The 25,814-nt window shown below is 75.5% G+C and carries 20 protein-coding genes; 16 read left to right on the top strand and 4 right to left on the bottom strand.

What is annotated here, in order from left to right:
- Positions 1 to 150: 150 nt before the first annotated feature.
- The gene (locus tag BJ989_RS01850; protein WP_179516764.1) at positions 151 to 1,362 is read left to right on the top strand and encodes an acetyl-CoA C-acetyltransferase; all 1,212 of its coding nucleotides are present in this window, start codon (positions 151 to 153) and stop codon (positions 1,360 to 1,362) included.
- Between the two features lie 175 nt (positions 1,363 to 1,537).
- Positions 1,538 to 3,739 (top strand): 3-hydroxyacyl-CoA dehydrogenase NAD-binding domain-containing protein, encoded by a 2,202-nt coding sequence (locus tag BJ989_RS01845; RefSeq protein WP_179516763.1) that lies wholly within the window; start codon positions 1,538 to 1,540, stop codon positions 3,737 to 3,739.
- Between the two features lie 88 nt (positions 3,740 to 3,827).
- Here the strand turns inward: BJ989_RS01845 and BJ989_RS01840 are convergent, their stop codons facing one another.
- Complete coding sequence (locus tag BJ989_RS01840) at positions 3,828 to 3,974, bottom strand: hypothetical protein (protein ID WP_179516762.1); 147 nt, start codon at positions 3,972 to 3,974, stop codon at positions 3,828 to 3,830.
- A gap of 178 nt (positions 3,975 to 4,152) precedes the next feature.
- Between BJ989_RS01840 and BJ989_RS01835 the strand changes: the two genes are divergently transcribed.
- Together BJ989_RS01835 and BJ989_RS01830 are read left to right on the top strand one after the other, a co-directional pair.
- Complete coding sequence (locus BJ989_RS01835; protein ID WP_179516761.1) at positions 4,153 to 4,875, top strand: ATP-binding cassette domain-containing protein; 723 nt, start codon at positions 4,153 to 4,155, stop codon at positions 4,873 to 4,875.
- Positions 4,850 to 6,448, top strand: coding sequence for a hypothetical protein (locus BJ989_RS01830; protein ID WP_179516760.1), 1,599 nt, complete (start codon positions 4,850 to 4,852; stop codon positions 6,446 to 6,448). The genes BJ989_RS01835 and BJ989_RS01830 overlap by 26 nt, the downstream gene beginning before the upstream one ends.
- Positions 6,449 to 6,464: 16 nt before the next feature.
- On the opposite strand, the gene BJ989_RS01825 is transcribed toward BJ989_RS01830, so the two are convergent.
- Complete coding sequence (locus BJ989_RS01825; RefSeq protein ID WP_179516759.1) at positions 6,465 to 7,058, bottom strand: hypothetical protein; 594 nt, start codon at positions 7,056 to 7,058, stop codon at positions 6,465 to 6,467.
- A 75-nt stretch (positions 7,059 to 7,133) separates the two neighbouring features.
- Between BJ989_RS01825 and BJ989_RS01820 the strand changes: the two genes are divergently transcribed.
- Positions 7,134 to 7,820: a histidine phosphatase family protein gene (locus BJ989_RS01820; RefSeq protein WP_179516758.1), complete on the top strand. Its 687-nt coding sequence runs from the start codon at positions 7,134 to 7,136 to the stop codon at positions 7,818 to 7,820.
- An 18-nt stretch (positions 7,821 to 7,838) separates the two neighbouring features.
- On the opposite strand, the gene BJ989_RS01815 is transcribed toward BJ989_RS01820, so the two are convergent.
- The gene (locus BJ989_RS01815) at positions 7,839 to 8,603 is read right to left on the bottom strand and encodes an SDR family oxidoreductase (protein WP_179516757.1); all 765 of its coding nucleotides are present in this window, start codon (positions 8,601 to 8,603) and stop codon (positions 7,839 to 7,841) included.
- 189 nt (positions 8,604 to 8,792) lie between these two features.
- Between BJ989_RS01815 and BJ989_RS01810 the strand changes: the two genes are divergently transcribed.
- The 11 genes from BJ989_RS01810 (at position 8,793) to BJ989_RS01760 (ending at position 23,667) form a co-directional block, all read left to right on the top strand.
- Positions 8,793 to 9,428, top strand: coding sequence for a helix-turn-helix transcriptional regulator (locus BJ989_RS01810; protein ID WP_179516756.1), 636 nt, complete (start codon positions 8,793 to 8,795; stop codon positions 9,426 to 9,428).
- Positions 9,425 to 10,156: an ATP-binding cassette domain-containing protein gene (locus BJ989_RS01805; protein ID WP_179516755.1), complete on the top strand. Its 732-nt coding sequence runs from the start codon at positions 9,425 to 9,427 to the stop codon at positions 10,154 to 10,156. Before BJ989_RS01810 ends, BJ989_RS01805 begins: the two co-directional genes overlap by 4 nt.
- Positions 10,157 to 10,359: 203 nt before the next feature.
- On the top strand, positions 10,360 to 12,945 hold the full coding sequence (locus BJ989_RS01800) for an FtsX-like permease family protein (protein ID WP_218848667.1): 2,586 nt from the start codon (positions 10,360 to 10,362) through the stop codon (positions 12,943 to 12,945).
- Positions 12,946 to 13,085: 140 nt separating this feature from the next.
- Complete coding sequence (locus BJ989_RS01795; protein WP_179516753.1) at positions 13,086 to 14,366, top strand: endonuclease/exonuclease/phosphatase family protein; 1,281 nt, start codon at positions 13,086 to 13,088, stop codon at positions 14,364 to 14,366.
- Positions 14,367 to 14,535: 169 nt separating this feature from the next.
- Positions 14,536 to 15,222, top strand: coding sequence for a TetR/AcrR family transcriptional regulator (locus tag BJ989_RS01790; protein ID WP_343049004.1), 687 nt, complete (start codon positions 14,536 to 14,538; stop codon positions 15,220 to 15,222).
- Positions 15,219 to 16,022 (top strand): TIGR03084 family metal-binding protein, encoded by an 804-nt coding sequence (locus BJ989_RS01785; protein WP_179516752.1) that lies wholly within the window; start codon positions 15,219 to 15,221, stop codon positions 16,020 to 16,022. Before BJ989_RS01790 ends, BJ989_RS01785 begins: the two co-directional genes overlap by 4 nt.
- The gene (locus tag BJ989_RS18540) at positions 16,019 to 17,851 is read left to right on the top strand and encodes an acyclic terpene utilization AtuA family protein (RefSeq protein ID WP_343049003.1); all 1,833 of its coding nucleotides are present in this window, start codon (positions 16,019 to 16,021) and stop codon (positions 17,849 to 17,851) included. The genes BJ989_RS01785 and BJ989_RS18540 overlap by 4 nt, the downstream gene beginning before the upstream one ends.
- Positions 17,848 to 18,987 (top strand): acyl-CoA dehydrogenase family protein, encoded by a 1,140-nt coding sequence (locus BJ989_RS18535; protein WP_179516751.1) that lies wholly within the window; start codon positions 17,848 to 17,850, stop codon positions 18,985 to 18,987. Before BJ989_RS18540 ends, BJ989_RS18535 begins: the two co-directional genes overlap by 4 nt.
- Positions 18,984 to 20,561, top strand: coding sequence for an acyl-CoA carboxylase subunit beta (locus BJ989_RS01770; protein ID WP_179516750.1), 1,578 nt, complete (start codon positions 18,984 to 18,986; stop codon positions 20,559 to 20,561). The genes BJ989_RS18535 and BJ989_RS01770 overlap by 4 nt, the downstream gene beginning before the upstream one ends.
- An 11-nt stretch (positions 20,562 to 20,572) precedes the next feature.
- Positions 20,573 to 22,510 carry an ATP-binding protein gene (locus tag BJ989_RS01765; RefSeq protein WP_179516749.1) on the top strand — a complete coding sequence of 646 codons (1,938 nt, stop codon included), beginning with the start codon at positions 20,573 to 20,575 and terminating at the stop codon, positions 22,508 to 22,510.
- Positions 22,507 to 23,667: an acyl-CoA dehydrogenase family protein gene (locus tag BJ989_RS01760; protein WP_179516748.1), complete on the top strand. Its 1,161-nt coding sequence runs from the start codon at positions 22,507 to 22,509 to the stop codon at positions 23,665 to 23,667. Before BJ989_RS01765 ends, BJ989_RS01760 begins: the two co-directional genes overlap by 4 nt.
- A gap of 519 nt (positions 23,668 to 24,186) precedes the next feature.
- Here the strand turns inward: BJ989_RS01760 and BJ989_RS01755 are convergent.
- On the bottom strand, positions 24,187 to 25,494 hold the full coding sequence (locus BJ989_RS01755; protein WP_179516747.1) for an HNH endonuclease signature motif containing protein: 1,308 nt from the start codon (positions 25,492 to 25,494) through the stop codon (positions 24,187 to 24,189).
- Between the last annotated feature and the right edge of the window lie 320 nt (positions 25,495 to 25,814).

The raw sequence follows: 25,814 nt of genomic DNA, 5'->3' as shown, positions 1-25,814 counted from the left end.
CCTTGACGACTGTGACAGCAAGAGTGTCACAATCGTCGCACGGTCCTCCACCCGCCCGCGCCCCCGCGCGCCCGGCCGGCAGCGGACCGGCACCGGCACGGACACCACCGGCACGGACACCACCCACCCGACGCGAGCTAGGGACACCTCATGGCAGAAGCATTCGTCTACGACCACCTCCGGACGCCGCGCGGCAAGGGCAAGAAGAACGGCAGCCTCCACGAGGTCAAGCCCGTCGACCTCGTCGTCGGGCTGCTCGACGCCGTCCAGCAGCGCAACCCCGGCCTCGACCCGGCCCGCGTCGACGACGTGGTGCTCGGCGTGGTCTCGCCCATCGGCGACCAGGGCGGCGACATCGCGAAGACCGCGGCGCTCAAGGCCGGCCTGCCCGACACGGTGGCCGGCGTGCAGCTCAACCGCTTCTGCGCCTCGGGCCTCGAGGCCGTCAACCAGGCCGCGGGCCGCGTCGCGTCCGGCTTCGAGGACCTGATCCTCGCCGGCGGCGTGGAGTCGATGAGCCGCGTGCCGATGGGCTCCGACGGCGGCGCCTGGGCGCAGGACCCCGCGACGGCCTTCGCCACCGGCTTCGTGCCCCAGGGCATCGGCGCCGACCTGATCGCCACCATCGAGGGCTTCAGCCGCACCGACGTCGACGCCTTCGCCGCCGAGTCGCACCACCGCGCCGCCAAGGCGTGGGCCAACGGCTACTTCGCCGACGCGGTCGTCCCGGTCAAGGACCTCAACGGCCTCACCGTGCTCGACCACGACGAGACCATCCGCCCCGACACCTCGCCCGAGGGCCTGGCCGGCCTCAAGCCGAGCTTCGCCGACATCGGCGCGCAGGCGGGCTTCGACGACGTGGCGCTGGAGAAGTACCACTGGGTCGAGCGCATCGACCACGTCCACCACGCCGGCAACTCCTCGGGCATCGTCGACGGCTCCGCGCTGGTGCTGATCGGCAACGAGCAGGTCGGCACCGACCTCGGCCTGACCCCCCGCGCCCGCATCGTGCAGACCGCCGTGTCGGGCGCCGACCCGGTCATCATGCTCACCGGCCCCGCCCCGGCAGCGCGCAAGGCGCTGGCCAAGGCCGGCCTCACCGCGGACGACATCGACCTGTGGGAGATCAACGAGGCGTTCGCCGCCGTCGCGCTGCGCTTCATGCGCGACATGGGCATCAGCCACGAGGTCACCAACGTCAACGGCGGCGCGATCGCGATGGGCCACCCGCTCGGCGCGACCGGCGCGATGATCCTGGGCACCCTCGTCGACGAGCTCGAGCGACGCGACCTGCGCCGCGGCCTCGCCACGCTCTGCGTCGGCGGCGGCATGGGCATCGCCACGATCGTCGAGCTGGTCTGAGCGCGCCCGCGCGACGACCAGCCGTCGGTGGTCGAGCGAGCGGCACGGCTGAGTCCGCAGAGCCGTGACCCGCGTGTCGAGACCCTGTGAGCCGCACGCCCACCGCCCCCACCCGCCGTACGCCCTTGACCGGCGCGCGCACCACGCCGCGCGCCCCGTGCACGAAGAGGACCCCATGACCCAGACGCAGACCCAGACCGCCGTCCGCTACGACCGCGACGCCGAGGGCATCGTGACCCTCACGCTCGACGACCCCACGGCGAGCGCCAACACGATGAACCAGCTCTACCTCGACTCGATGGCCGCGGCCGTCGAGCGGTTGTACGCCGAGCAGGACGACGTCGTCGGCGTCGTCGTGGCCAGCGCCAAGAAGACCTTCTTCGCGGGCGGCGACCTCAAGGGCATGGTGCAGGCCACCAAGGCCGACGCCGAGAGCGTCTTCACCATGGCCGAGGGCGTGAAGCAGGCGCTGCGGCGCCTCGAGCTCTTCCCCCGCCCCGTCGCGGCCGCGATCAACGGTGCCGCGTTGGGCGGCGGCCTCGAGATCGCGCTCGCCTGCAACCACCGCGTCGCGCTCGACAGCCCGAAGGTCGAGATCGGCCTGCCGGAGGCCTCCCTGGGCCTGCTGCCGGGCGGCGGCGGCGTCACCCGCGTGACCCGCATGCTCGGTCTGCAGCCCGCGCTGATGGACGTGCTGCTCCAGGGCCCACGCTTCAAGCCGGCGCAGGCGCAGGAGAAGGGCCTCGTCGACGAGCTGGTCGGCTCGCTCGACGAGCTGGTGCCCGCCGCCCGCGCCTGGGTGCTGGCGCACCAGGACGACCCCGAGGCCGCGCTGAACGCGTGGGACCGCCCGGGCTACAAGATGCCCGGCGGCACCCCCAGCAGCCCCAAGCTGGCGCAGTTCCTCCCCGCCTTCCCGGCGCTGCTGCGCAAGCAGCTCAAGGGCGCCGACTACCCCGCGCAGCGCGCGATCATGTCGGCGGCCGTCGAGGGCGCGCAGGTCGACTTCGACACCGCCTCGCGCATCGAGTCGCGCTACCTCACCAAGCTGATCACCGAGCAGAACTCCAAGGACATGATCCAGGCGTTCTTCTTCGACCTGCAGGCGATCAGCGCCGGGTCGCTGCGCCCGGGCGGGCATGAGAAGTACGTCGCGCAGAAGGTCGCCGTCCTCGGCGCCGGGATGATGGGCGCGGGCATCGCCTACTCGTGCGCCCGCGCCGGCATGCAGGTGGTGCTCAAGGACGTGTCCGCCGAGGCGGCCGCCAAGGGCAAGGCCTACTCCGAGGGGCTGCTCGACAAGGCGATCGCGAAGGGCCGCTCGACCGAGGAGAAGAAGGCCGAGCTGCTCGGGCGCATCACCGCGACCGACGACTACGCCGACCTCGCCGGCTGCGACCTGGTGATCGAGGCCGTCTTCGAGGACCCGGCGCTGAAGCACCAGGTCTTCGCGGAGGCCGCGAAGCACGTGGACGCCGACGCCCTGCTGTGCTCCAACACCTCGACGCTGCCGATCACCGAGCTCGCCCAGGGCGTCGACCGCCCGGCCGACTTCATCGGCCTGCACTTCTTCAGCCCTGTCGACAAGATGCCGCTGGTCGAGATCATCCGCGGCGAGGCGACCACCGACGCCGCGCTCGCCAAGGCCTACGACGTCGTGCAGCAGATCAGGAAGACCCCGATCGTCGTCAACGACAGCCGCGGCTTCTACACCTCGCGCGTCATCGGCTTCTTCGTCAACGAGGGCCTCGCGATGCTCGCCGAGGGCGTCGCCCCGATGTCGATCGAGCGCGCCGCGACGCAGGACGGCTACCCCGTCGGCCCGCTGCAGCTCACCGACGAGCTCAACATGGAGCTCATGGCCAAGATCGGCAAGGCGACCAAGGACGCCGCCGAGCGCGACGGCACGCCGTACGTCGAGCACCCGGGCACCGCCGTCGTCCAGCGGATGCTCGAGCTCGAGCGCCCGTCGCGCCTCAAGGGCGCCGGCTTCTACGACTACGCCGACGGTCGTCGCCAGGGCCTCTGGCAGGGCCTGGCCGAGGAGTTCCCGGTCGCGGCCGAGCAGATCCCCTTCGCCGACGTGAAGGAGCGGCTGCTCTTCTCGGAGGCGCTCGAGACCGCCAAGTGCTTCGAGGAGGGCGTGATCGAGTCCGCGGCCGCGGCCAACATCGGCTCGATCATGGGCATCGGCTTCCCGCCGAACACCGGCGGCGCGGCGCAGTTCATGCTCGGCTACGAGGGCAGGGACGGCGAGGTCGGCCTGGCCGCGTTCGTCGCCCGTGCCGACGAGCTGGCCGAGCAGTACGGCGACCGGTTCCGCCCGACCGACTGGCTGCGCGACCTCGCGGCGACGGGCGGGACCTTCCCCGCCTGAGCGCACGCACCACAGGCACCCGCACGCAGCGACGCCCCCGACCGGTCTCCCGGGCGGGGGCGTCGTGCGTGCTGGTGCCGCCGGCGGGTCAGCCCGGCAGGCAGATGCTCTGCGCCTGGCCCTGGCCGTTGACCGAGATGTCGTAGCTCAGGCACAGGCTCGCGGCCTGCGACGGAGCCGCGCTGAGGAGGGTGGCCGCGAAGGCCAGGGTGAGGACGGCAGCGAAGCGCTTCATCGTGTGGACCCTTTCCGAGACGGGCGGGGCCGAGTGCCCCGCTCCTGCTGGTCGGAACGACGAGGCGTGACGGGGTCACCTCACCCACCCACCCGGTCCAGACCACCCCCTCCGCCGGTCGGGCGGTGGTCGACCCGAAGCGCTGCCGCGGCGCAGCGGTCTCGGGGAGGATGGGCCGGTGAGCGAACTCCGGGGCCGGGCGCCGGCCGTCGACGTGCGTGGCCTCGTGGTGCGCTTCGGCGAGGTCGCCGCCGTCAGCGGCGTCGACGTGCGCGCCGACCTCGGGCGCGCCACCGCGCTGCTCGGCCGCAACGGCGCCGGCAAGTCCACCACGATGCGCGTGCTGGCCGGGGTGGTGCCGCCGACGGCGGGCCACGTCGAGGTGCTCGGGCTCGACCTGCGCACGCACTCGCTCGAGGTGCGCCGCCGCAGCGGCTACTGCCCCGACGTCGGCGGCCTCGTGCCGCGCGCGACGCCGTGGGAGCACCTGCAGCTCGCCGCCCGGCTGCGCCGCCTGACCGACTGGGAGGACGACGCCCGCGCCGCGCTCGAGCGCTTCGAGCTGGGCGACGTCGCCCACCGGGTCACGGCCGGCTTCTCCCACGGCATGGGCCGGCGCCTCTCGGTCGTGCTCGCCGCCTTCCACCGTCCCGAGCTGCTGCTCCTCGACGAGCCGTTCGACGGCGTCGACCCGCTCGGTGTGGAGGCCACGCTGGAGGTCGTGGCCGACGCCTGCGCGCGGGGTGCGGCCGTCCTCGTCTCGACGCACCTGCGCGAGCTCGCGATCGAGGCCTGCGACCACGCGCTCGTGCTGCGCGGTGGCAACCGGGTCGCCGAGCTCGGCAGCGCCGAGCTGGTGGGGGAGGAGGGCGCCCGTGCCTACCGCGCTCTCCTCGACTGACGACGCTGCGGCCGGGGCCTCGGCCGGACGCACCGCGGGCGGCCGCGCCCGCCTCGCGGCTGCCCTCGCCGAGGCGCGCCGGGCCACGGCCGACGTCGGGTACCTGGTGCGCTTCCGGGCGGGCGCCGTGCCGCGGCGCCGCGCCTACCCCGTGGTCGCCGCCACCACGGCCCTGACGGTGCTGGCGGCGACGCTGCCGGCCTACGCCCCGGGTGCGCGGACCTCCGAGCGCGCCTTCTCGGTGCTGCTGCTGCTGCCCACGGCCTGGGCGGGCTTCCTGCTGCTGGCGCTGCTCGCGGCGGTCGCGTCGGGGGGCGGTCGCGAGCTGGTGCCCCGCGACCAGGCAGCGCCGCACCCGGTGAGCCCCGTGACCGACCACCTCGGCGCCCTGCTGATGGCGCCCCTCAACACCGCGTGGCTGGTGCAGGCGTGGGTGCTGCTCGGGGCGACCGCCTACGCCCTCGGGCCGACGTGGTTGCCCCTCGCCCAGGTCGTCCTGCTGCTGTGGATCGCGACCGCCACGGCGCTGGCCCAAGCGGTCGCGTGGGGCGTCGAGGCGCTGCGGCGCGGCCCGCGGGGCGTGGCGGTCACGCGGGTCGCGGTCGGCTTGCTCGCGGCAGGCGCGGTCGCGCTGCAGGTCGGCGGTCGCCTCGACGACCTCCTCGACCGGGTGCCGACCCTGCCGCTGGTGCTGGCCGCGGCCTCCGTCGATCCCGGGCCGGGGCTGCGCGTCGCGGTCACGCTCGCGGTCGAGGTGCTGCTCCTCGCGCTGGCGGTCGTGGCCGGTGCGTGGCCGGCGCGGGCCGCGGCCCGGCGGGTGCCGCACGACGAGTCGCGGGCCGAGACCGGCCGGCGCACGGTGCGCCCGTCCCCCCGCTCCGACCTCGCGGCCGTGCTCCGCCTCGACCGGGCGTCGGTGTGGCGCGCGGTGCCGATGCGGCGCGGCACGGCTGTGCTGGCGATCGCCCCGGGGCTGATCGCGCTGGCCGGTGGCCTGCGCTGGGAGGTGCTCACCGTGCTGCCGGGGCTGGTCGCCTCCGGTGGGGCGCTGCTCTTCGGCGTCAACGTCTGGTGCCTCGACGGGCGCGGCGCGCTGTGGCGCGAGAGCCTGCCCGTCTCGCCGCGGGTGCAGTTCGCGTCGCGGGCGTGGGTGCTCGGCGAGTGGCTCCTCGGCGCCGCTGCGGTCACGCTCCTGCTCGCCTCCCTGCGGGCGGGCACCCCGACGGCGGCCGAGCTGAGCGCGCTGCTGTGCACCTGGGTGGTCGTGACGGTGCAGGTGGTCGCCTCGTCGATGCAGTGGTCGCGCCTGCGACCCTTCGCGGTCGACCTCCGCAGCGCCCGCGCGACCCCGGCGCCGCCGGTCGTGATGGTGGGCTACTCCGCGCGCCTGGCGCTCGCGACCACCGTCACCGGGCTGCTCTTCGGCACCCTGGGCCGCCTCGGCGCGTGGTGGCTGCCGGTCGTCTTCGCCGTGCCGCTGCTCCTCTTCGCCGCCCGCCGCCTCGCGCGGTCGTGGCAGGCGTGGTGCGACCCGGTCGACCGCGCGCGCGTCGTCGCCGCGGTCTCGGCCTGAGGCCCTCGCGGACCCGTCACTCGGGCGGGAGCGCGCCCCGGGCGCAGGTGGCCTGCGCGTCGCCGAGGGCGGCCACCGCCGGGTCGTCCCACCGGGCGGTGAGGGTGGCGACGACGGCCTCCTCGATGGTCGCGGCGTCGAGCGTGCCGCGCAGGCAGCCGGCGTAGGCCTCGCGGTCGAGGCGGCCCTTCGTCGCCGCCACCTGGGCCCGGGTCGAGACCGCCACGAAGTCGGCGCACGCCTGCTGGGCGGCGAACCACTGCCGCGCCAGCTGCTCGGGCAGCACGGGCGCCTGCTCCACGACCGCGCCGTCGACCACGAGCCCGGCCTCGCCCAGCGTGCTCGCGGGCACCGCCCGGGCGAGCACCTCGCCGAAGCACGTCGCCTCGCGCGCGGCCTGCTCCGCGGCGGCGGTGCCGGCCCGTCCGGTGCCCGCGCCGGCGTAGAGGTCGGCCAGGCCGCGCGCCAGGTCCGCCTGCGCGAGGGTGGGTGCGGCGCTCGACTCCGGCCCGTCCGCGGCGGGCTCGTCGCCGCTGCACGCGCTCGTCGCGCCGAGGGCGAGGAGGGCGCCGACCGCCAGCAGACGGCGTACGGCGTGGGGTGCGGGCACGCGCCCGAGTCTGGCACGCGAGGATGCCGGAGGAGGCCGACGTCCCTCGTGGTCGGCCCGGCACAGGAGGTCCGGATGGGCAGGGTGCTGCTGGTGCGCCACGGGCAGGCGTCGTGGGGCAGCGACGACTACGACGTGCTGTCGCCGACCGGCTGGGAGCAGTCGCGGCTGCTGGGCCGCGCGCTGGCGTCGCGCCTCGACCCCGAGCGGCTGCTGCTCGCGCGGGGCGGGCTGCGGCGCCACCGCGAGACCCTCGACGGCGTCGTCGACGGCGCGGGCTGGTCGCCGGGGGCCGTCGAGGTGCACGTCGACGCGGGGTGGGACGAGTTCGACCACCTCGGCGTGCTCGCGCACCACGGCGACGACCCCGACGCGGCCGCGGCGGGGGAGGACCGGGCGGCCTTCCAGGCGTGGTTCGAGCGCTCGACGATGGCCTGGGCCACCGGCACGGGCACCGCCGACTACGCCGAGACCTACGCGGCGTTCCTGGCGCGCACCGAGGCGGCGCTGCGTGCGGTCGTCGGGCGGGCCGAGGGACGCGACGCGGTCGTGGTGACCTCGGGTGGCGTCGTCGCGGCCTGCGCCTCGGCGCTGCTCGACCTCGGCGAGGACGCCGGCGTGCGGGCGCGGGCGTGGAACCGGCTCAACACGGTCGTCGTCAACAGCGCGGTGACCACGCTCGTGGTCGGGCGGCGCGGCACGACCCTGGTCTCCTTCAACGAGCACGTCCACCTCGAGGGCGGGCCGCTCACCTACCGCTGAGCCTGGGGTGCGCCCGGCTCAGACCAGGCGGCGGAAGAGGGGCAGCGGGGCGTGCTCCATGACCGGGCGCAGCAGGGCCCAGGGAAGCGCCGGGACGTAGGCCTCCGCCTTGCGTGCCTCGATCGCGGCCACCATCGCGCGCACGCCCTTCTCGGTCGAGACCATCATCGGCGGCTGCTGGCCGGGCGGCTGGTCGTTCATCTCCGAGGCGATGTAGCCGGGGTAGAGCGTGGTGACGTCGATGCCGGTGCCGAGGAGCTCGTGGCGCAGGCCCTCGGCGAGCGAGGCGACGGCGGCCTTGGACGCGGCGTACGCCGTCATGGCCTTCGGCAGGCCCCGCACGGCGGACATCGAGCTGACGACCACGAGGTGGCCGCGGCCCCGGGCCCGGAAGAGCTCCAGGGCCGCCTCCGCGGTGGCCAGGGCGCCGAGCACGTTGGCGGTGATCGTCTCGCGGTTGGCCTCCCCCCGGCCGGTGCCGATCGGGGCGCCCTTGCCGAGCCCGGCGTTGACGACGACGCGGTCGAGGCCGCCGAGCGCCTCGTCGAGCTCGGGGACGACCCGGGCGACGGCGGCCTCGTCGGTGACGTCGAGCTGCCGGAGCTCGACCCGGCGGTCGGGGTGGGCGGTCGCGACCTCGTCGCGCAGGGCCTCGAGCCGGTCGGTGCGGCGGGCGACGAGCGCGAGGTCGTGGCCCTTCGCCGCGAGCTGGCGCGCCATCTCGGCGCCGAGGCCGGAGCTGGCGCCGGTGATGAGCGTGGTCTGCGGGGTGCGGTCGGCCATCCGCGCATCCTGCCAGCCGGGCAATTGCTGAGCTGTGGCCCCCTTACCGGCCGGTAACCGGGCGATAACCGAGCAATTGCTGCGGTAGGGGGGGCGACTACTCGCCCGTCGCACTGCATACGTGGTATGCATACCCGGTATCCACCGGCCACGGGGGTCGGTGGAGCACCGCACGAACGGGGGACGGCCGTGTCCGTCAAGCAAGCGATGCTCGCGCTGCTCGAGCAGGGGCCGATGTACGGCTACCAGCTCCGCGCCGAGTTCGAGACCCGCACCGGGTCCACCTGGCCGCTCAACGTCGGGCAGGTCTACACGACGCTGGCGCGCCTCGAGCGCGACGGCCTCGTGGCCGGCGAGGGCACCGACGACGAGGGACACGTCGTGTACGCCGTGACCGACGCGGGCCGCGAGGAGGTCGCCGCCTGGTTCACCACGCCCGTGGCACGCACCCAGCCGCCGCGCGACGAGCTGGCGATCAAGCTGGCGCTCGCGGTGACCGTGCCCGGCGTCGACGTCGGCACCGTCATCCAGCGCCAGCGCGGGGCCACCATGGCCGCATTGCAGGACTACACCCGGCTGAAGCGCCAGGCCGCCGCCGGCGGGGGCGACCGCACCGAGCTGGCCTGGGGGCTCGTGCTCGACTCGCTGGTCTTCGCCGCCGAGGCCGAGGTGCGCTGGCTCGACCACTGCGAGGCGCGGCTGCGCCGCGCGGCCCGCGAGTCGGGCCCGGGCGTCCCCGGCGGCACGGCCCCGGCCGCCACCGCCACCGCGAGCGGCGCGGCCGGCGCGACCGGCGCGACCGAGGACGAGGGGGTGCGCCGGTGAGCGCGCCGGTGCTGCACCTGGACCAGGTGAGCCGGGTGCACGGCGAGGGGGCGACGCAGGTGCAGGCCCTGCGCGGGGTCTCCTTCCGCGCCCACGCCGGGGAGCTGGTGGCCGTGATGGGCCCCAGCGGGTCGGGCAAGTCGACCCTGCTGACCCTCGCCGGCGGCCTCGACACCCCCACCTCCGGTCGCGTGCTGGTGGAGGGCGAGGACCTCGCGGCCCTGGGCCAGGACGGCCGCGCCCGGATGCGGCGCACGTCCGTCGGCTACGTCTTCCAGGGCTTCAACCTCATCCCGGCGCTGACCGCCGCCGAGAACGTCGCCCTCCCGCGCGAGCTCGACGGTGAGCGCAGCCGCGCCGCGCGCCGGGCGGCCATGGCGGCGCTGGAGGAGGTCGGGATCCTCGACCTCGCCGACCGCTTCCCCGACGAGATGTCGGGTGGCCAGCAGCAGCGGGTGGCGATCGCCCGCGCGGTCGTGGGCGAGCGGCGCCTCGTGCTCGCCGACGAGCCGACCGGGGCCCTCGACACCGACACCGGCGAGGAGATCCTGCAGCTGCTGCGGGCCCGCTGCGACGCGGGCGCCGCCGGCGTGCTGGTGACCCACGAGGCCCGCCACGCGGCCTGGGCCGACCGGGTGGTCTTCCTGCGCGACGGCGTCGTGGTCGACGAGACCGGTTCCGACCCGGTCGAGCACCTGCTGCTCGAGCCCGCCGAGCCGAGCCGGTGAGCGGCCGCCCGGGCGATCCCGCCCGCTCCGCCGGCTCCGCCCGAACCGCCCGGCCCGCCCGAACCGCCCGGCCCGCCCGCTCCGGCCGCTCCGCCCGCTCCGCCCGGCCCGGCCGCTCCGGTCGGGCGGGCTGGCGGCCCGCGCTCCGCGTCGCGTGGCGCGACGCCCGCCGCGCGAAGGCCCGGACGGCCATCGCCCTCGCGATGATCGCGCTGCCCGTGGCCGCGGTGACCGCGGCCGACGTCGCGCGGGCCACGCAGGACATCACCGGGACCGAGGCGCTCGAGCGCCGCACCGGCGCGGGCGACGCGCTGGTGACCGCCGTCGGCGGCGGGCCGCTGCTGCAGGCGCCCGACCCCAACGAGTTCGCCGCGAGCGAGGCCGAGCTGACCGGCGGCCCCGTCGACACCGCGGCCGCGCCGCCGACCGCCGCCGACGTGCGCGCGGTGCTGGGGGAGCGCACCCGGCTGCTCGAGGTGCGCCGGGGCGCGGTGGTCAGCGTGGCCACCGACGCCGGCTTCGACGACGCCGAGCTGCTGGAGGTCGACCTCACCGACCCCCTCGCGGCCGGCCTGGTGGAGCTGACCTCGGGCCGGTTGCCCGAGGGCCCGGGCGAGGTCGTGGTCAACGCCGCCCTCGCGGAGAGCGGGCCGGGCCTGCTCGACACGCTGCGCCTGCGCGACGGACCGAGCCGGGCGGTCGTCGGCACGGTGGAGTCGACGGAGCAGACCGGCTACCCGCTGGTGGCGGGACCGGTCGGCGTCGGCGACGGGGCGACCGACCGCGTCGCCACCACCTGGATCGCCGAGACCGGGCCCGACGGGGTGTCGTGGGAGCAGGTGCGCGCACTGAACGCGATCGGTGCCACCGCGGTCTCCCGGGTGGTCCTCGAGGACCCGCCCCCGTTGCCGCCGGAGGTGGCGGAGCTGATGGCGGGCTCCGGCCCCGACGAGGGCCTGGTCGCCGCCGCCGTCCTGGTGGTCACCATGGCCCTGATGGAGGTCGTGCTGCTCGCCGGCCCCGCCTTCGCGGTCTCCGCACGTCGGCAGTCGCGCACGCTGGCGCTCGTGGCCGCCGCGGGCGGCACGCCGCGCCAGGGCCGCCGGATCGTGCTCGCCTCCGGCCTCGTGCTCGGCGGTCTCGCGGCCGCGCTCGGCACCGTCGTCGGCCTCGCGGCCGGGTGGGGCGTGCTGCCGCTGCTCCAGCTGTTCTCCGACAGTCGATTCGGGCCGTTCGACGTGCCGTGGTCGCACCTGCCGGTCATCGCGGGCTTCGGCCTGCTGAGCGCCTTCCTCGCCGCGGTCGTCCCCGCCGTCGTCGCCTCGCGGCAGGACGTGGTGGCGGTGCTCGCCGGGCGGCGAGGCGACCGCCGGCCGTCGCGCCGCTCCCCGGTGCTCGGGCTCGGGCTCGTCGCCGTCGGCGTCGCGCTGGCGGCGTACGGCGCGGGGCGCGCCTCGGGCGGCGAGACGCTCATCGCGGGCTCGGCCATCCTCACCGTGGCCGGCACGGTCCTGCTGGTGCCGCTCGTGGTGGCCGGGGTGGCCCGGGTCGGGCGCCGCGCGCCGCTGTCGCTGCGCTACGCCGTGCGCGACGCCGCCCGTCACCGCACCCGCACCGCGCCCGCGGTCGCCGCCGTGGCCGCGACCGTGGCCGGGGTGGTCGCGCTGGGCATCGCCACCAGCAGCGACGAGGCGGGCAACGAGCAGGGCTACGAGGCGCAGCTGCCGATGGGCTGGGGCCTGGTCTCGGGCAGCGAGGTCGACGCCGAGGGCTGGGCCGCGGCGGCGACGGCCGTCCTGCCGGGTGCCGAGGTCGCGGTGGTCCGCGGCCCGGTGGCCGACGACGAGGAGGCAGGCACCTACGCCTCCGTCGAGGTGGTGCCGCCGGGCGACCGCGCGGGCGGCTCGTCGACCCTCTTCCCGAACGGGTGGAACAGCTCGCTCGGCACCGACTGGCTGGTGGCCGCGGAGGTGCCCGACGCGCTCGCCGTGCTGGTGGACGCCGGGGCGGCGACCCGCGCCGAGGCCGACGCGGCGCTGGCCGCAGGGGGCGCGGTGCTGCTGAGCGAGGGCGACCTCTCCGCCGGCGTCGAGCTGGGGGTGGAGCGCTACGACCTCGACACGGGCGAGCCCCTCGGGCAGCGGGTCGCCGAGCGCGTCGAGGCGGCGGCGCTGCCGGCGGGCGGCGGCACCTACCCGCCCGTGGCCGGGGTGCTGTCGCCCGCGGCAGCGCGGGCGGTCGGGCTCGAGGTGGCGCCGCGGGCGGTGCTCGTGTCGGGGGCGGAGATCTCGGCCCGTGCGGCCGAGGAGCTCGACCAGGCGGTCGCCGTGACCGGCCGCGACGGCTACCTCTACGTCGAGCGGGGCTACGTCGCACCCGACGAGACGGTCGTCGTGCAGCTCGTGCTCTTCGGGCTCGGCGCGGTGCTGATGCTCGGCGGCACGCTGACCGCGACCTTCCTCGCGCTGGCCGACGCGCGGCCCGACCTGGCCACCTTGGCCGCCGTGGGCGCGAGCCCGCGCCGTCGACGTGGCGTCGCCGCGGCGTACGCCCTGGTGGTCGGGGGGACCGGCGCGGCGCTCGGGGCCGCCGTCGGCTTCGTGCCCGGGGTGGCGGTGTCGTTCCCGCTGACGCGGGGGTTCGCCGGGGACGGGGTCGCGGCGCGCCACGTGCTCGACGTGCCGTGGACGCTGATCGGGCTGCTCGTCGTCGCGCTGCCGCTCCTCGTCGCGGCGCTGGTGTGGCTCACCGCCCGCTCCCGCCTGCCGCTGGCAGCCCGGCTCGACTGAGACGGCGGGTCGGCGGCCGCAGGAGGTGGCACCGTCACGACGCGCCCGCGCGCGTCCTGGCGGTGCCACCTCGCGGGGTCGGACCGTCTCGTCACCCGCCGTCGGCCCTGCGGTCACCCACGTGCGGCAGGGTGGCGCACATGACGTCCAGCTCTCGGGGCCTGCGCGCCCTCCCCCGTCCCGTCCTCGCCGCCCTGGCCGGGCTCGCCGCCGCCACGCTCGCAGCAGGCGGCCTCGCCGTGTCCCCCGCCGCGGCCGCGCCCGACCGCGACCGCGCCCCGGGCCAGCGCGGCGCGCCGGTCGACCTGCGGGTCGCCACGTTCAACGCCTCCCTCAACCGCGGTGCCGAGGGCGAGCTGGTCGAGGACCTGTCGACGCCCGACGACGTGCAGGCGCAGGCCGTGGCCGAGATCGTCCAGCGCACCCGTCCCGACGTGCTGCTGCTCAACGAGTTCGACTTCGTCGCCGGCGGCGAGGCCGTCGACCTGTTCCGCGACCACTACCTCGAGGTGGGGCAGGGCGGCGCTTCGCCGATCGACTACCCCTACGCCTTCGTGGCGCCGAGCAACACCGGGGTGCCGAGCGGGCACGACCTGAACAACGACGGGCGGGTCGGCGGGGGCGACGACGCCTTCGGCTTCGGGCTGTTCCCCGGGCAGTACGGCATGGTCGTCCTGAGCCGCTACCCCATCGACCTCGAGGGCGTCCGGACCTTCCAGCGCTTCCGCTGGGCGGACATGCCCGGCGCGCTGCTGCCGGACGACCCGGCCACCCCGGCGCCCGCCGACTGGTTCACCCCGGCCGAGCTCGCCGACGTGCGCCTGTCGTCGAAGTCGCACTGGGACGTGCCGGTCGTCGTCGGCGGCCGCACGGTCCACCTGCTCGCCTCGCACCCGACACCGCCGACCTTCGACGGCCCCGAGGACCGCAACGGCTTGCGCAACCACGACGAGATCCGCTTCTGGGCCGACTACGTGCGCGGCGGGCAGCGCTCCGCCTACGTCCACGACGACCAGGGCCGCCGCGGCGGCCTGGCGCCCGGCGCCCGCTTCGTCGTGGCCGGCGACCAGAACGCCGACCCGCTCGACGGCGACTCGGTCGACGCCGCGATCGACCAGCTGCTGCGCTCCCCGAAGGTCCAGGACCCGCAGCCGACCTCCCGCGGCGCCGTGGAGGCCGCCCGGGTGCAGGGCGGGGCGAACGACGCCCACCGCGCGGACCCGGCGTACGACACCGCCGACTTCGCCGACGGCGGCCCCGGCAACCTGCGCGTGGACTACGTGCTCCCGTCGCGGTCGCTGCGCGTCACCGGGTCGGGCGTCTTCTGGCCCGAGCTCGCCGACCCGCCCTCCCGGCTGACGGGCACCTTCCCCTTCCCGAACTCCGACCACCGCCTGGTCTGGGTGGACCTCCGCCTCTGACGGGCCACCGCCGCCCCCACCGTGCGGGAGAGCCCGGGGGTGCGTCCCTCCCGCTGCTGCGTCATGCGACCGCGACGCGACTGCGCACCGACCGCATGACGCAGCTCGGGGGCAGCTGCAGAAAAAGTCAGGCTTGACTGTTTGTTCGGTACGCCGTGAGGATGGCGCCGTGCCCACCTCACCCACCCCGGCCACGGCGACGCCGCCCGGTGCCGCCGCCCGGGTGCCGCAGGGCGAGCGGAGCCGCGCGATGCGCGCGCGCCTGCTCGAGGCGACGGTCGACTGCCTGGTCGAGCACGGCTTCGCCGGCACGACGACCACCCTGGTCTCGCAACGGGCGGGGGTGAGCCGGGGTGCGCAGCTGCACCACTTCCCGACCAAGAACGACCTCGTGGTCGCGGCGGTCGAGCACCTGACCGAGGTGCGCGGCGCCGAGCTGGCCGCGGCCGCCCACGCCCTGCCGGCCGGTCCGCACCGCACCCGGGCGGTGCTGCAGGTGCTCGCCGACCACTTCACGAGCCCGGTCTTCACCGCCGCGCTCGAGCTGTGGGTGGCCGCCCGCACCGACGAAGCGCTGCTGGCCGCGGTCGGGCCGCTCGAGCAGCGGGTCGGCCGCGACGCCCACCGCGTGAGCGTGGAGATGCTCGGCGTCGACGAGTCGCGGCCGGGCGCGCGCGAGCTCGTGCAGGCCACCCTCGACCTGGTGCGCGGCCTCGGCCTCGCCGACACCATCACCGACGACTCCCGGCGCCGCGCCGGGATCCTCGACCAGTGGGCGCTGGTCCTCGAGGAGCGCCTGCTCGCCGAGCCGCGCAGCACCGACCCGCGCAGCACCGACCCGCAGGAGCAGCCGTGAGCGGAACCGTCCTCGAGCAGGTCCTCGCCGACCTGGCCGCCGAGCAGGCCGCGGTCGACGCGCTGCTCGCACCACTGAGCGACGAGCAGTGGCGCACGCCGACGCCCGCGGAGGGCTGGGACGTCGCGCACCAGGTCGCCCACCTCGCCTGGACCGACGAGGCAGCCGTGCTGGCCGCGACCGACCGCGCCGGGTGGGACCAGCTGGTCGCCGCCGCGGTCGCGGCGCCCGACGGCTTCGTCGACGACGCCGCGGCCGAGGGGGCGCGCGCGCCTGGTGCGGAGCTGCTCGAGCGCTGGCGGCACGGGCGAGAGACGCTCGTCGAGGTGCTGACCACGCTGCCCGCCGGCACGAAGCTGCCGTGGTTCGGCCCGCCCATGAGCGCCGCGTCGATGGCCACGGCCCGCTACATGGAGACCTGGGCCCACGGCCTCGACGTCGCCGAGGGCCTCGCCGCCGCCGGCCTCGGCGCTGAGCCGGACCCGCACGACCGGGTGCGCCACGTCGTCCACCTCGGCGTGCGCACCCGCGGGTTCGCCTACGCCACCCACGGGATGGAGCCGCCTGCCGAGGAGCCGCGGGTCGAGCTGACCCTCCCCGGTGGCGAGGTGCTGACCTACGGCCCCGACGACGCCGCGCAGCGGGTCAGCGGCTCGGCGTGGGACTTCGCGCTGCTGGCGACCCAGCGCCGGCACCGTGCCGACACCGACCTGGTGGCCGTCGGCGACGACGCCGAGCAGTGGCTGGGCATCGCCCAGGCCTTCGCCGGCCCTCCCGGCGGCGGACGGGCGCAGCGGTGAGCGGCACGTCCGCCGAGCCCGCCGCGGAGCCCGCCGCGGAGCCCGCCGCGGAGCCCGCTGCGGACGTCCTCCGGATCGGCAACTGCTCGGGCTTCTACGGCGACCGCCTGTCGGCGATGCGCGAGATGCTCGAGGGCGGCCCGCTCGACGTGCTCACCGGCGACTACCTGGCCGAGCTGACGATGCTCATCCTCGGCAAGGACACGCTGAAGGACCCCGGCGCCGGCTACGCCCGGACCTTCGTGCGGCAGGCCGAGGAGTGCCTCGGCCTCGCGCTGGAGCGCGGCACCCGGCTCGTCGCCAACGCCGGCGGCCTCAACCCCGCAGGGCTGGCCGAGCGGATCCGCGAGGTCGCCCGCGGCCTCGGCCTCGACGCGGCGGTCGCCCACGTCGAGGGCGACGACCTGCGGTCCCGCGCCGCGGAGGCCGGCGCCGAGGGCGCTCTGACCGTCAACGCCTACCTGGGCGGCGCAGGCATCGCGGCCGCGCTGCGCGGTGGCGCGGACGTCGTCGTCACGGGCCGCGTCACCGACGCCAGCCTGGTCGTGGGCCCCGCGGTGGCCCACTTCGGCTGGACCCTCGACCCCGCGCACCACGACGCCCTCGCCGGCGCGGTCGTGGTCGGGCACGTGCTCGAGTGCGGCACACAGGCCACCGGCGGCAACTTCTCCGGCGCGCTGGCCCTCCGTGCGGCCGACCCCGAGCCCTGGAGCCGCCCGCTCGGCTTCCCGCTGGCCGAGCTCGCGGCCGACGGCTCCGCGACGATCACCAAGCACCCCGGCACCGGCGGCGCCGTCACGGTCGACACCGTCACCGCGCAGCTGCTCTACGAGGTCCAGTCCGCCCGCTACCTCGGTCCCGACGTCACCACCCACCTCGACACCGTCGAGCTGGAGCAGGCCGGGGAGGACCGGGTCCGCCTCAGCGGCGTGCGCGGCTCCGCGCCGCCGGGGCGTCTCAAGGTGTGCGTCAACGAGCTGGGCGGCTGGCGGAACACCGCCGAGCTGGTGCTCACCGGTCTCGACGTCGAGGCCAAGGCGGCCTGGGTGCGCGCGCAGCTCGACGCGGCGCTCGACGCCGGCGGCCGCCGGCCCGCCGAGGTGCACTGGAGCCAGGTCACCCAGCCCGCGCTCGACGCGGAGACCGAGGAGGCCGCCTCGGTGCTGCTGCGCTGCAGCGTGAAGGACCCCGAGCCCGGCCCGGTCGGCAAGCCGTTCACGGCGGCCGTCGTCGAGCTCGCGCTCGCGTCCTACCCCGGCTTCACCCTGACCGGCCCGCCTGCCGCGCCCACGCCGTACGGCGTCTACCGCCCGGCCTACGTCGAGCGCTCCCTCGTGGAGCACACCGTGGTGCACGCCGACGGCCGCCGCGAGGTCGTCGCCGACCCCACCGTGCTGGCCCCGCCCGAGGAGGACGACGGCGCGGGCGAGGCGGGCCGCCGCCCCTCGCCCTACCCCGCCCCGCAGGACACCCTCACCCGCCGGCTGCCGCTCGGCACCTTCGTCCACGCCCGCTCCGGCGACAAGGGCGGCGACGCCAACCTCGGGCTGTGGGTGGCGCACGACGGCGCACCGCCCGAGCAGCACGCCGCGCGGTCGCGGTGGCTGCAGAAGCTGATCACGCCGCGGAAGGTGCGCGAGCTCGTGCCCGAGGCGGCCGACCTCGACGTCGAGGTCTTCGTGCTGCCGAACCTCGGCGGCGTCAACGTGCTGGTCCGCGGGCTGCTCGGCGACGGCGTGGCCGCGTCGACCCGCTTCGACCCGCAGGCCAAGGCCCTCGGCGAGTGGGTGCGCTCGCGGACGGTCCACATCGAGGAGGGACTGCTGTGAGCACACCCGAGGACCGTCGAGCGCTCACCGCGCTCGGGGCGGAGTTCACGCGGCGCGAGGTCGCGCCGCACCTGCAGGAGTGGGAGGCGGCCCGCGAGGTGCCGCGCGAGCTGCACCGCGCCGCGGCGAAGCAGGGCCTGCTCGGCCTCGGCTTCCCCGAGGAGCAGGGTGGTGAGGGCGGCGACCTGCTCGACACGGTCGCGCTGCAGGAGGGGATGCTCGCCGAGGGCGCCTCGAGCGGCCTGCTCTCCGCCCTCTTCACCCACGGGATCGCCCTGCCGCACATCTCCGCACAGGGCTCGCCCGAGCTCGTGGACCGCTACGTCCGCCCGACGCTGGCCGGCGAGCTCGTCGGGTCGCTCGCGGTCACCGAGCCCGGCGGGGGCTCCGACGTCGGCGCGCTGCGCACGACCGCGGTGCGCGACGGCGACCACTTCGTGGTCAACGGGTCGAAGACGTTCATCACCTCCGGCACCCGCGCCGACTTCGTCACCACCGCGGTGCGCACCGGGGGCCCCGGCGCCGGCGGCGTCAGCCTGCTCGTGGTCGACACCGACGCGCCCGGCTTCTCGGTCGACCGGAAGCTCGAGAAGATGGGCTGGCACTGCTCCGACACCGCCGAGCTCTCCTACGTCGACGTGCGGGTGCCGGTCGGCAACCTCGTCGGCGAGCAGGACGCCGGCTTCTGGTACATCGCCGAGCAGTTCGTCGTCGAGCGCATCGCGCTCGCGGTCCACGCCTACGGCATCGCGGCCCGCTCGCTCGCGCTCACGGTGGAGCACTGCCGGCGCCGCGAGACCTTCGGCAAGCCGCTGGTGAGCCGGCAGGTCGTGCGACACCAGCTCGTCGAGATGCACCGGCAGGTCGAGGTCGCGCGGGCCTACACCCACGAGGTCGCGCGTCGCCACGTCGCCGGCGAGACGGTCGTCGCCGAGGCGTGCCTGGCCAAGCAGACCGCGGTCGAGACGGCCACGGCCGTGTGCGACCAGGCGGTGCAGCTGCACGGCGGCGTCGGCTACATGCACGGCACGGAGGTCGAGATGCACTACCGCGACGCCCGGCTGCTGCCCATCGGCGGCGGTGCCACCGAGGTCCTCACCGACCTCGCCGCCAAGCTGCTCGGCTACACCGCATGAGCGCGCCCACCACCAATCGCGAGGCGATGCTCGAGAAGCTCGCGGCGCTCGACGCCGAGCACGCGAAGGCGGTCGCCGGCGGCGGGGAGAAGTACGTCGCGCGCCACCACGCGCGCGGCAAGCTGCTGCCGCGCGAGCGCATCGAGCTGCTCGTCGACGAGGGCTCGGCCTTCCTCGAGCTCAGCCCGCTCGCCGGGTGGGGCTCCGACTTCACCGTCGGGGCGAGCGTCGTGACCGGCATCGGCGTCGTCGAGGGCGTGGAGTGCGTCATCACCGCCAACGACCCGTCGGTCAAGGGCGGCGCCTCGAACCCGTGGACGGTCAAGAAGATCTTCCGCGCCGCCCAGGTCGCCGAGGAGAACGGGCTGCCCACGGTCTCCCTCGTCGAGTCCGGCGGCGCCGACCTGCCGACGCAGAAGGAGATCTTCATCCCGGGCGGCAAGCTCTTCCGCGACCTCACGCGGTCGTCCGCCGACCGCCGCCCGACCGTCGCGCTGGTCTTCGGCAACTCGACCGCGGGCGGGGCCTACGTGCCCGGCATGAGCGACTACACCGTCATGGTCAAGGAGCAGGCCAAGGTCTTCCTGGGCGGTCCGCCCCTGGTCAAGATGGCGACCGGGGAGGAGTCCGACGACGAGTCGCTCGGCGGTGCCGAGATGCACGCCCGGGTCTCCGGCCTCGCCGACTACCTCGCCGAGGACGAGCGCGACGCGATCCGCATCGGGCGCCGCATCGTCGCCCGGCTGGGCCGGCAGCGCACGGCCGCGCCCCCGGCGTACGCCGAGCCGGACGCCGACCCCGACGAGCTGCTCGACCTCGTGCCGGCCGACCTCAAGGAGCCCTTCGACCCGCGTGAGGTGGTCCGGCGGGTGTGCGACGGGGTCAGCGCGACCAATGCCGTGGCCTTTGACGAGTTCAAGCCGCTCTACGGCACCTCGCTGGTCACCGGCTGGGCGCGCATCCACGGGCGCCCGGTGGGCATCCTCGCCAACGCGCAGGGGGTGCTCTTCAGCGAGGAGGCGCAGAAGGCCGCGCAGTTCGTGCAGCTGGCCAACCAGACCTCGACGCCGCTGCTCTTCCTGCACAACACCACCGGCTACATGGTCGGCAAGGACTACGAGCAGGGCGGCATCATCAAGCACGGCGCGATGATGATCAACGCGATCTCCAACTCGACCGTGCCGCACCTGACGGTGATCATGGGCGCCTCCTACGGGGCCGGCAACTACGGCATGAACGGTCGCGCCTACGACCCGCGCTTCCTCTTCACCTGGCCGAGCGCGAAGTCGGCGGTGATGGGACCCGCGCAGCTCGCCGGCGTGATGTCGCTGGTCTCCCGGGCGGCGGCGGAGGCGCGCGGCCAGCCCTTCGACGAGGACGCCGACGCCCAGGTGCGTGCCTTCGTCGAGGCGTCGGTGGAGGAGCAGAGCCTGCCGCACTTCCTCTCCGGGATGCTCTACGACGACGGGGTGCTCGACCCGCGCGACACCCGCACCGTGCTCGGCATCTGCCTGTCCGTGATCGAGAACCGACCGTGGGAGGGCGCCGGCGGCTACGGCGTCTTCCGGATGTGAGGGACGTCGAGATGCCCACGATCACCCGCCTGCTGGTCGCCAATCGAGCCGAGATCGCGAGCCGCGTCTTCCGCACGTGCCGGCGTCTCGGCATCGACACCGTCGCCGTGCACTCCGACGCCGACGCCGACCTGCCCTACGTCGCCGAGGCCGACCGGGCCGTGCGGCTGCCCGGGGTCACCCCGGCCGAGACCTACCTGCGGGTCGACCTGCTGCTCGACGCCGCCCGGCGCACGGGGGCCGACGCGGTCCACCCCGGCTACGGCTTCCTCTCGGAGAACGCCGCCTTCGCCCGCGCCGTGCTCGAGGCCGGGCTGGTCTGGGTCGGGCCGTCGCCGGAGTCGATCGAGGCGATGGGCTCCAAGGTCCGCGCCAAGGAGCTGATGGCCGCCGCGGGCGTGCCGGTGCTCACCGCGCCGGAGCAGCCGACCGAGGCCGACCTCCCGCTGCTGGTGAAGGCCTCCGCGGGCGGCGGTGGGCGCGGCATGCGCGTCGTGCGCCGTCTGGGCGACCTCGCCGGGGAGGTCGCGGGCGCCGAGGCCGAGGCGGCGTCGGCCTTCGGCGACGGCACCGTCTTCGTCGAGCCGTACGTCGAGCGCGGGCGCCACGTCGAGGTGCAGCTGATGGGCACCACCGTCGTGGGCGACCGCGACTGCTCGGTGCAGCGCCGCCACCAGAAGGTCGTCGAGGAGGCGCCCGCCCCCGGGCTGTCCGACGCCGTGAGGGCAGCGCTGCACGACGCCGCGCGCGCGGCCGCCGAGGCCCTGGACTACCGCGGCGCCGGCACGGTCGAGTTCCTCTACGACCCCGCCACCGAGCGGTTCTTCTTCCTCGAGGTCAACACCCGGCTGCAGGTCGAGCACCCCGTGACCGAGGCCGTCACCGGGCTCGACCTCGTCGAGCTCCAGCTGCGGGCAGCGGAGGGGGGCGGTGCGCCGGTCGACGGGGAGGTCGCGCGGCGACCGTCTCGGGACCCGGTGGCCCCGAGCGGCCACGCGATCGAGGTCCGTCTCTACGCCGAGGACCCGGCGGCCGACCACCAGCCCCAGTCCGGCGTCCTCACCGCCTTCGACGTCCCGGCCGAGCCCGGTGTGCGGGTCGACGCCGGCTTCGCGGCGGGCAACGAGGTGTCGACGCACTACGACGCGATGCTGGCGAAGGTCGTCGTGCACGCGCCGAGCCGGCGCCAGGCGGCGCGCCAGCTCGCCGGGGTGCTGCAGCGCGCCCGCATCCACGGCGTGCGCACCAACCGCGACCAGCTCGTCGCCGTGCTGCGGCACCCGCGCTTCCTCGACGAGGACCTCAGCACCGCCTTCCTCGTCGAGCACGACACCACCGCGGCGCGCCCGGCGGATCCCGACGCGACCCTCGCCGCGGCGCTGGCCGTGGCCGAGACCCACCGCGCTGCGCGCACGGTGCAGCAGGGCGTGCCGGTGGCGTGGCGCAACGTGGTGAGCCAGCCGCAGCGCACCGAGTTCGAGGGCCACGAGCCCGTGTCGTGGTGGGGTGGGCGCGACGGCTACGCCGCCGAGGGCGTGACGGTCCGGCGCGCGAGCCCCGACGAGGTCGTGGTCGAGCGCGACGGCGTCGCCACGGCGTACTCCTGCGCCGTCCGCGGCCTGCCCGGCCACGAGACCGTCGACGTCGACGGGCCGACCGGGCACGTCGCGCTGCGGCGGGTGCCGCGGTTCACCGACCCGGCGGCGGCGGTGTCGGCGGGCAGCCTGCTGGCGCCGATGCCCGGCACGGTGGTCAAGGTGCTGGTGGAGGCCGGCCACGCGGTCGAGGCGGGGCAGCCCGTGCTCGTCCTCGAGGCGATGAAGATGCAGCACACCGTCGCGGCCCCCGCCGCTGGCACGGTGGCCCAGCTCGCAGCAGCACCCGGCGCGCAGGTCGCCGCCGGCGAGGTCCTCGCGGTGGTCGAGGCGTCTGGAGGAGGAGAGGCATGAACACGTTCACCGAGCCCGAGGAGCGCCAGGAGCTGCGCCGCCAGGTCGCGAAGCTGGCGGCGAAGTACGGCCGCGACTACTTCGCCGGCAAGGCACGCGCCGGCGAGAAGACGACCGACCTGTGGCTGGAGATCGGGAAGAACGGCTACCTCGGCATCAACGTGCCCGAGGAGTACGGCGGCGGTGGCGGCGGCATCGGCGACGTCGCGGCGGTCTGCGAGGAGCTCGCCGCGCAGGGCTGCCCGCTGCTGCTCATGGTCGTCAGCCCGGCGATCTGCGGCACGATCATCAGCCGCTACGGCACCGAGGAGCAGAAGCAGCGCTGGCTCCCCGGCATCTGCGACGGCACCGGCACGATGGCCTTCGCCATCACCGAGCCCGACGCCGGCACCAACACCCACAACATCACCACCACCGCGCGCCGCGACGGCGACGGCTGGGTGCTGACCGGGCAGAAGGTCTGGATCTCCGGCGTCGACGAGGCGCAGAACGTGCTCGTCGTCGCCCGCGCCGAGGACGCCCGCACCGGCAAGGTGAAGCCGGTGCTCTTCGTCGTGCCGACCGACGCCGAGGGGTTCACCGCCAACCCGATCCCGATGGAGCTGGTCTCGCCCGAGAAGCAGTTCCAGGTCTTCATCGACGACGTCCGGCTCCCGGCCGACGCCCTGGTCGGCGACGAGGACGGCGGGCTCGTGCAGCTCTTCGCCGGCCTCAACCCGGAGCGGATCATGGCGGCGGCCTTCTCCCTCGGGCTCGCGCGCTACGCGCTCGACCGCGCCACGGCGTACGCGAAGGAGCGCGCCGTCTTCGGCCAGCCGATCGGCGCGCACCAGGCCATCGCGCACCCGCTCGCGCAGAGCCACATCGAGATCGAGCTGGCCCGGCTGATGAACCAGAAGGCCGCCGCGCTCTTCGACGCAGGTGACGAGATGGCGGCGGGCGAGGCCGCCAACATGGCGAAGTACGCCGCGGCCGAGGCCGCGTGCGACGCCGTCGACCGCGCGGTGCAGACCCACGGCGGCAACGGCGCGAGCCAGGAGTACGGCATCGCCGGCCTCCTCGTCGCCACCCGCGTGGGCCGGATCGCCCCGGTCAGCCGCGAGATGATCCTCAACTTCGTCTCGATGCACAGCCTGGGGCTGCCCAAGTCCTACTGAGCCGGCCGCCTCACGGGTGGAGCAGCGAGGGGTCGCGTGTGGGGCTGGCGTCGAGGGGTCGCGTGTTGGGCTGGCGTCGAGGGGTCGCGTGTTGGGCTGGCGTCGAGGGGTCGCGTGTTGGGCTCGTGTCGAGGGGTCGCGTGTTGGGCTGGCGTCGAGGGGTCGCGTGTTGGGCTCGTGTCGAGGGGTCGAGCGCTGGGCACGCGACGAGGGGTCACGCGCTGGGCTGCCGTCGAGGGGTCGCGCGCTGGGCTCGCGCCGAGGGGTCGAGCGCTGGGCACGCGACGAGGGGTCACGCGCTGGGCTGCCGTCGAGGGGTCACGCACTGGCCACGCGCCGAGGGGTCGCGCGCTAGGCACGTGTCGAGGGGTCGCGTGTTGGGCATGCGCCGAGGGGTCGCGCGCTGGCAGCGGGCTGGTGGTCTAGGGGGTCGGCGGCCCGTGCCGAATTGGACCGTTCGCACAGCCGTGCGCGGGTACGCGGTGTCGGCGTTGGTGGGTCTGGTTGCGTCGCCTCGGCTCAGGTCCGCAGGGGTCGGGTGCGGGCGAACGTGACGCGGTGGCGGTGGTAGGTGGTCTCGTAGGCGGGGTCGTGTGCGCGGGCGTGGTGTCTGGGGCACAGCAGGTAGCCCTGGTCGAGGTCGGTCTTGCCGCCGGCATGCCAGGGGGTGCGGTGGTGGGCGTGGCACATCGAGGGTGGCCAGTCACACCCGTCGGCGGTGCACCCGCCTTGGAGGCGGGCGAGGGCGAGGCGTTGGGTCTTGGTGAAGTAGCGCCGGGTGCGTCCGACGTCGAGGGGCTGCGACGCGCCACCGAGCACGACGGGGACGATCCCGGCGCCGCACGCCCACAACCTGGCTTTCGCGGCGGTGATGCGGGTCCCGGTCGACAAGGTGGCCGGTACGTCGGCGCCGGGGCCGGTGGCGGTGAGCTGCGCGAGGTCGAGGGTGACGGTGACGGTGGCGTCGACCCCACCGGCCTGGGTCGCGGCGGTGGCGGCGGCGTGGTGGCGGGTGCGGATGTACTCGCAGAACGCCTGCCCGCGCCGTAGCGGTCGGGGGACCCGGTCGCCGTGCTGGTCGACCGGCACCGGCTCAGCACCGTGGGTGGCGTGGTGGTGTCGGGGTGCGGTCAACGCATCGAGAGCGGCCGTGAGCATGTCGGCTTCCGCGACGGGGATGGTGAACCGCCCGTGGGCCTTCCCGTGTCCGTCGCGGGTCATCGTGAAGCTGGCCGCGGCCTGGGCTGCTGCTTCTTCGCGTTCGAGGCGGTCGCGTTCCACGTCCTCGGCGACCTCTGGGGCGACGACGTCGAGGATCCGGTCACCGAGCCGTCCCAGCTCGACCGCATCGAACATGGCGGCCAGCTCCAGCAGGTGGGCGCGGGCAGCGTCGACCACCTCCACCCCGACCCGATCGGCCGGCAGGGCGTCGACGGCCTTGCAGATCACTTCGGCCTGCTCGGGCAGCACCACCCCGGCGGCCATCGCGGCCAGGACGGTGCCGTGACGTGCCTCCAGCGCCGCAGCGTGACGGACAGTGGCGACGGACTTGGCGCGGGTCTGATGGACCAGCTTGGCCCAGTGCGCCCCCGTGGACGTCGCACCCGTGGCGTCACCGACATCCGCCCGATCCGCAGCGGCGACGGTGGTGAGCTCGAGCGCCGTCAGGCGGGCACGACACTTGGCGAGCTCGACCAACGCCGCCTCTGCCTCACTCGCGGTGAGTGACCAGGTCGGCGTACCCGAGGCGTGGTCGAGGTCGGTGTCGAGGCAGGCCAGCGCGACCAGCAGCGGATGCTGCGGGGCGTGGTCGCGGTGGTCTGCCATGCCGCCTACTCAACCACCGACCACCGACAGTGGCGCCCGCCTCGAGACTGTCCGGATTGCGCTGTGGACAACGGATCCACGACGGTCGCCTGTGGACGGGAAGTGGCGCAGACCAGGCTCTGCCAGCCGGCTCGAGACGGCCTCTGCGGGCCTCCCCGGACGACCCGAGCGCCCCAGCGCGTGACCCCTCGACACGAGCCCAGCGCCTGACCCCTCGACGGATCAGCAGCGCGTGACCCTTCGCCGCCAGCCCAGCGCGCGACCCCTCGACACGTGCGCAGCGCGTGACCCCTCGACACCAGAGCAGCGCGCGACCCCTC

Source organism: Nocardioides perillae, assembly GCF_013409425.1.
Lineage (GTDB): Bacteria > Actinomycetota > Actinomycetes > Propionibacteriales > Nocardioidaceae > Nocardioides > Nocardioides perillae.
Note: the sequence above shows the minus strand (reverse complement) of the source record. Positions and strands in the feature narration are given on the sequence as shown.

Excerpts from the sequence above, each read along its gene's own strand:
- BJ989_RS01840 (WP_179516762.1), bottom strand. The coding sequence starts at position 3,974 with ATGAAGCGCTTCGCTGCCGTCCTCACCCTGGCCTTCGCGGCCACCCTC.
- BJ989_RS01800 (WP_218848667.1), top strand. The coding sequence starts at position 10,360 with ATGATCGCGCTGCCCGTGGCCGCGGTGACCGCGGCCGACGTCGCGCGG.
- BJ989_RS01760 (WP_179516748.1), top strand. The coding sequence starts at position 22,507 with ATGAACACGTTCACCGAGCCCGAGGAGCGCCAGGAGCTGCGCCGCCAG.
- BJ989_RS01765 (WP_179516749.1), top strand. The coding sequence starts at position 20,573 with ATGCCCACGATCACCCGCCTGCTGGTCGCCAATCGAGCCGAGATCGCG.
- BJ989_RS01770 (WP_179516750.1), top strand. The coding sequence starts at position 18,984 with ATGAGCGCGCCCACCACCAATCGCGAGGCGATGCTCGAGAAGCTCGCG.
- BJ989_RS01845 (WP_179516763.1), top strand. The coding sequence starts at position 1,538 with ATGACCCAGACGCAGACCCAGACCGCCGTCCGCTACGACCGCGACGCC.
- BJ989_RS01755 (WP_179516747.1), bottom strand. The coding sequence starts at position 25,494 with ATGGCAGACCACCGCGACCACGCCCCGCAGCATCCGCTGCTGGTCGCG.
- BJ989_RS01820 (WP_179516758.1), top strand. The coding sequence starts at position 7,134 with ATGGGCAGGGTGCTGCTGGTGCGCCACGGGCAGGCGTCGTGGGGCAGC.
- BJ989_RS01815 (WP_179516757.1), bottom strand. The coding sequence starts at position 8,603 with ATGGCCGACCGCACCCCGCAGACCACGCTCATCACCGGCGCCAGCTCC.
- BJ989_RS01850 (WP_179516764.1), top strand. The coding sequence starts at position 151 with ATGGCAGAAGCATTCGTCTACGACCACCTCCGGACGCCGCGCGGCAAG.
- BJ989_RS01795 (WP_179516753.1), top strand. The coding sequence starts at position 13,086 with ATGACGTCCAGCTCTCGGGGCCTGCGCGCCCTCCCCCGTCCCGTCCTC.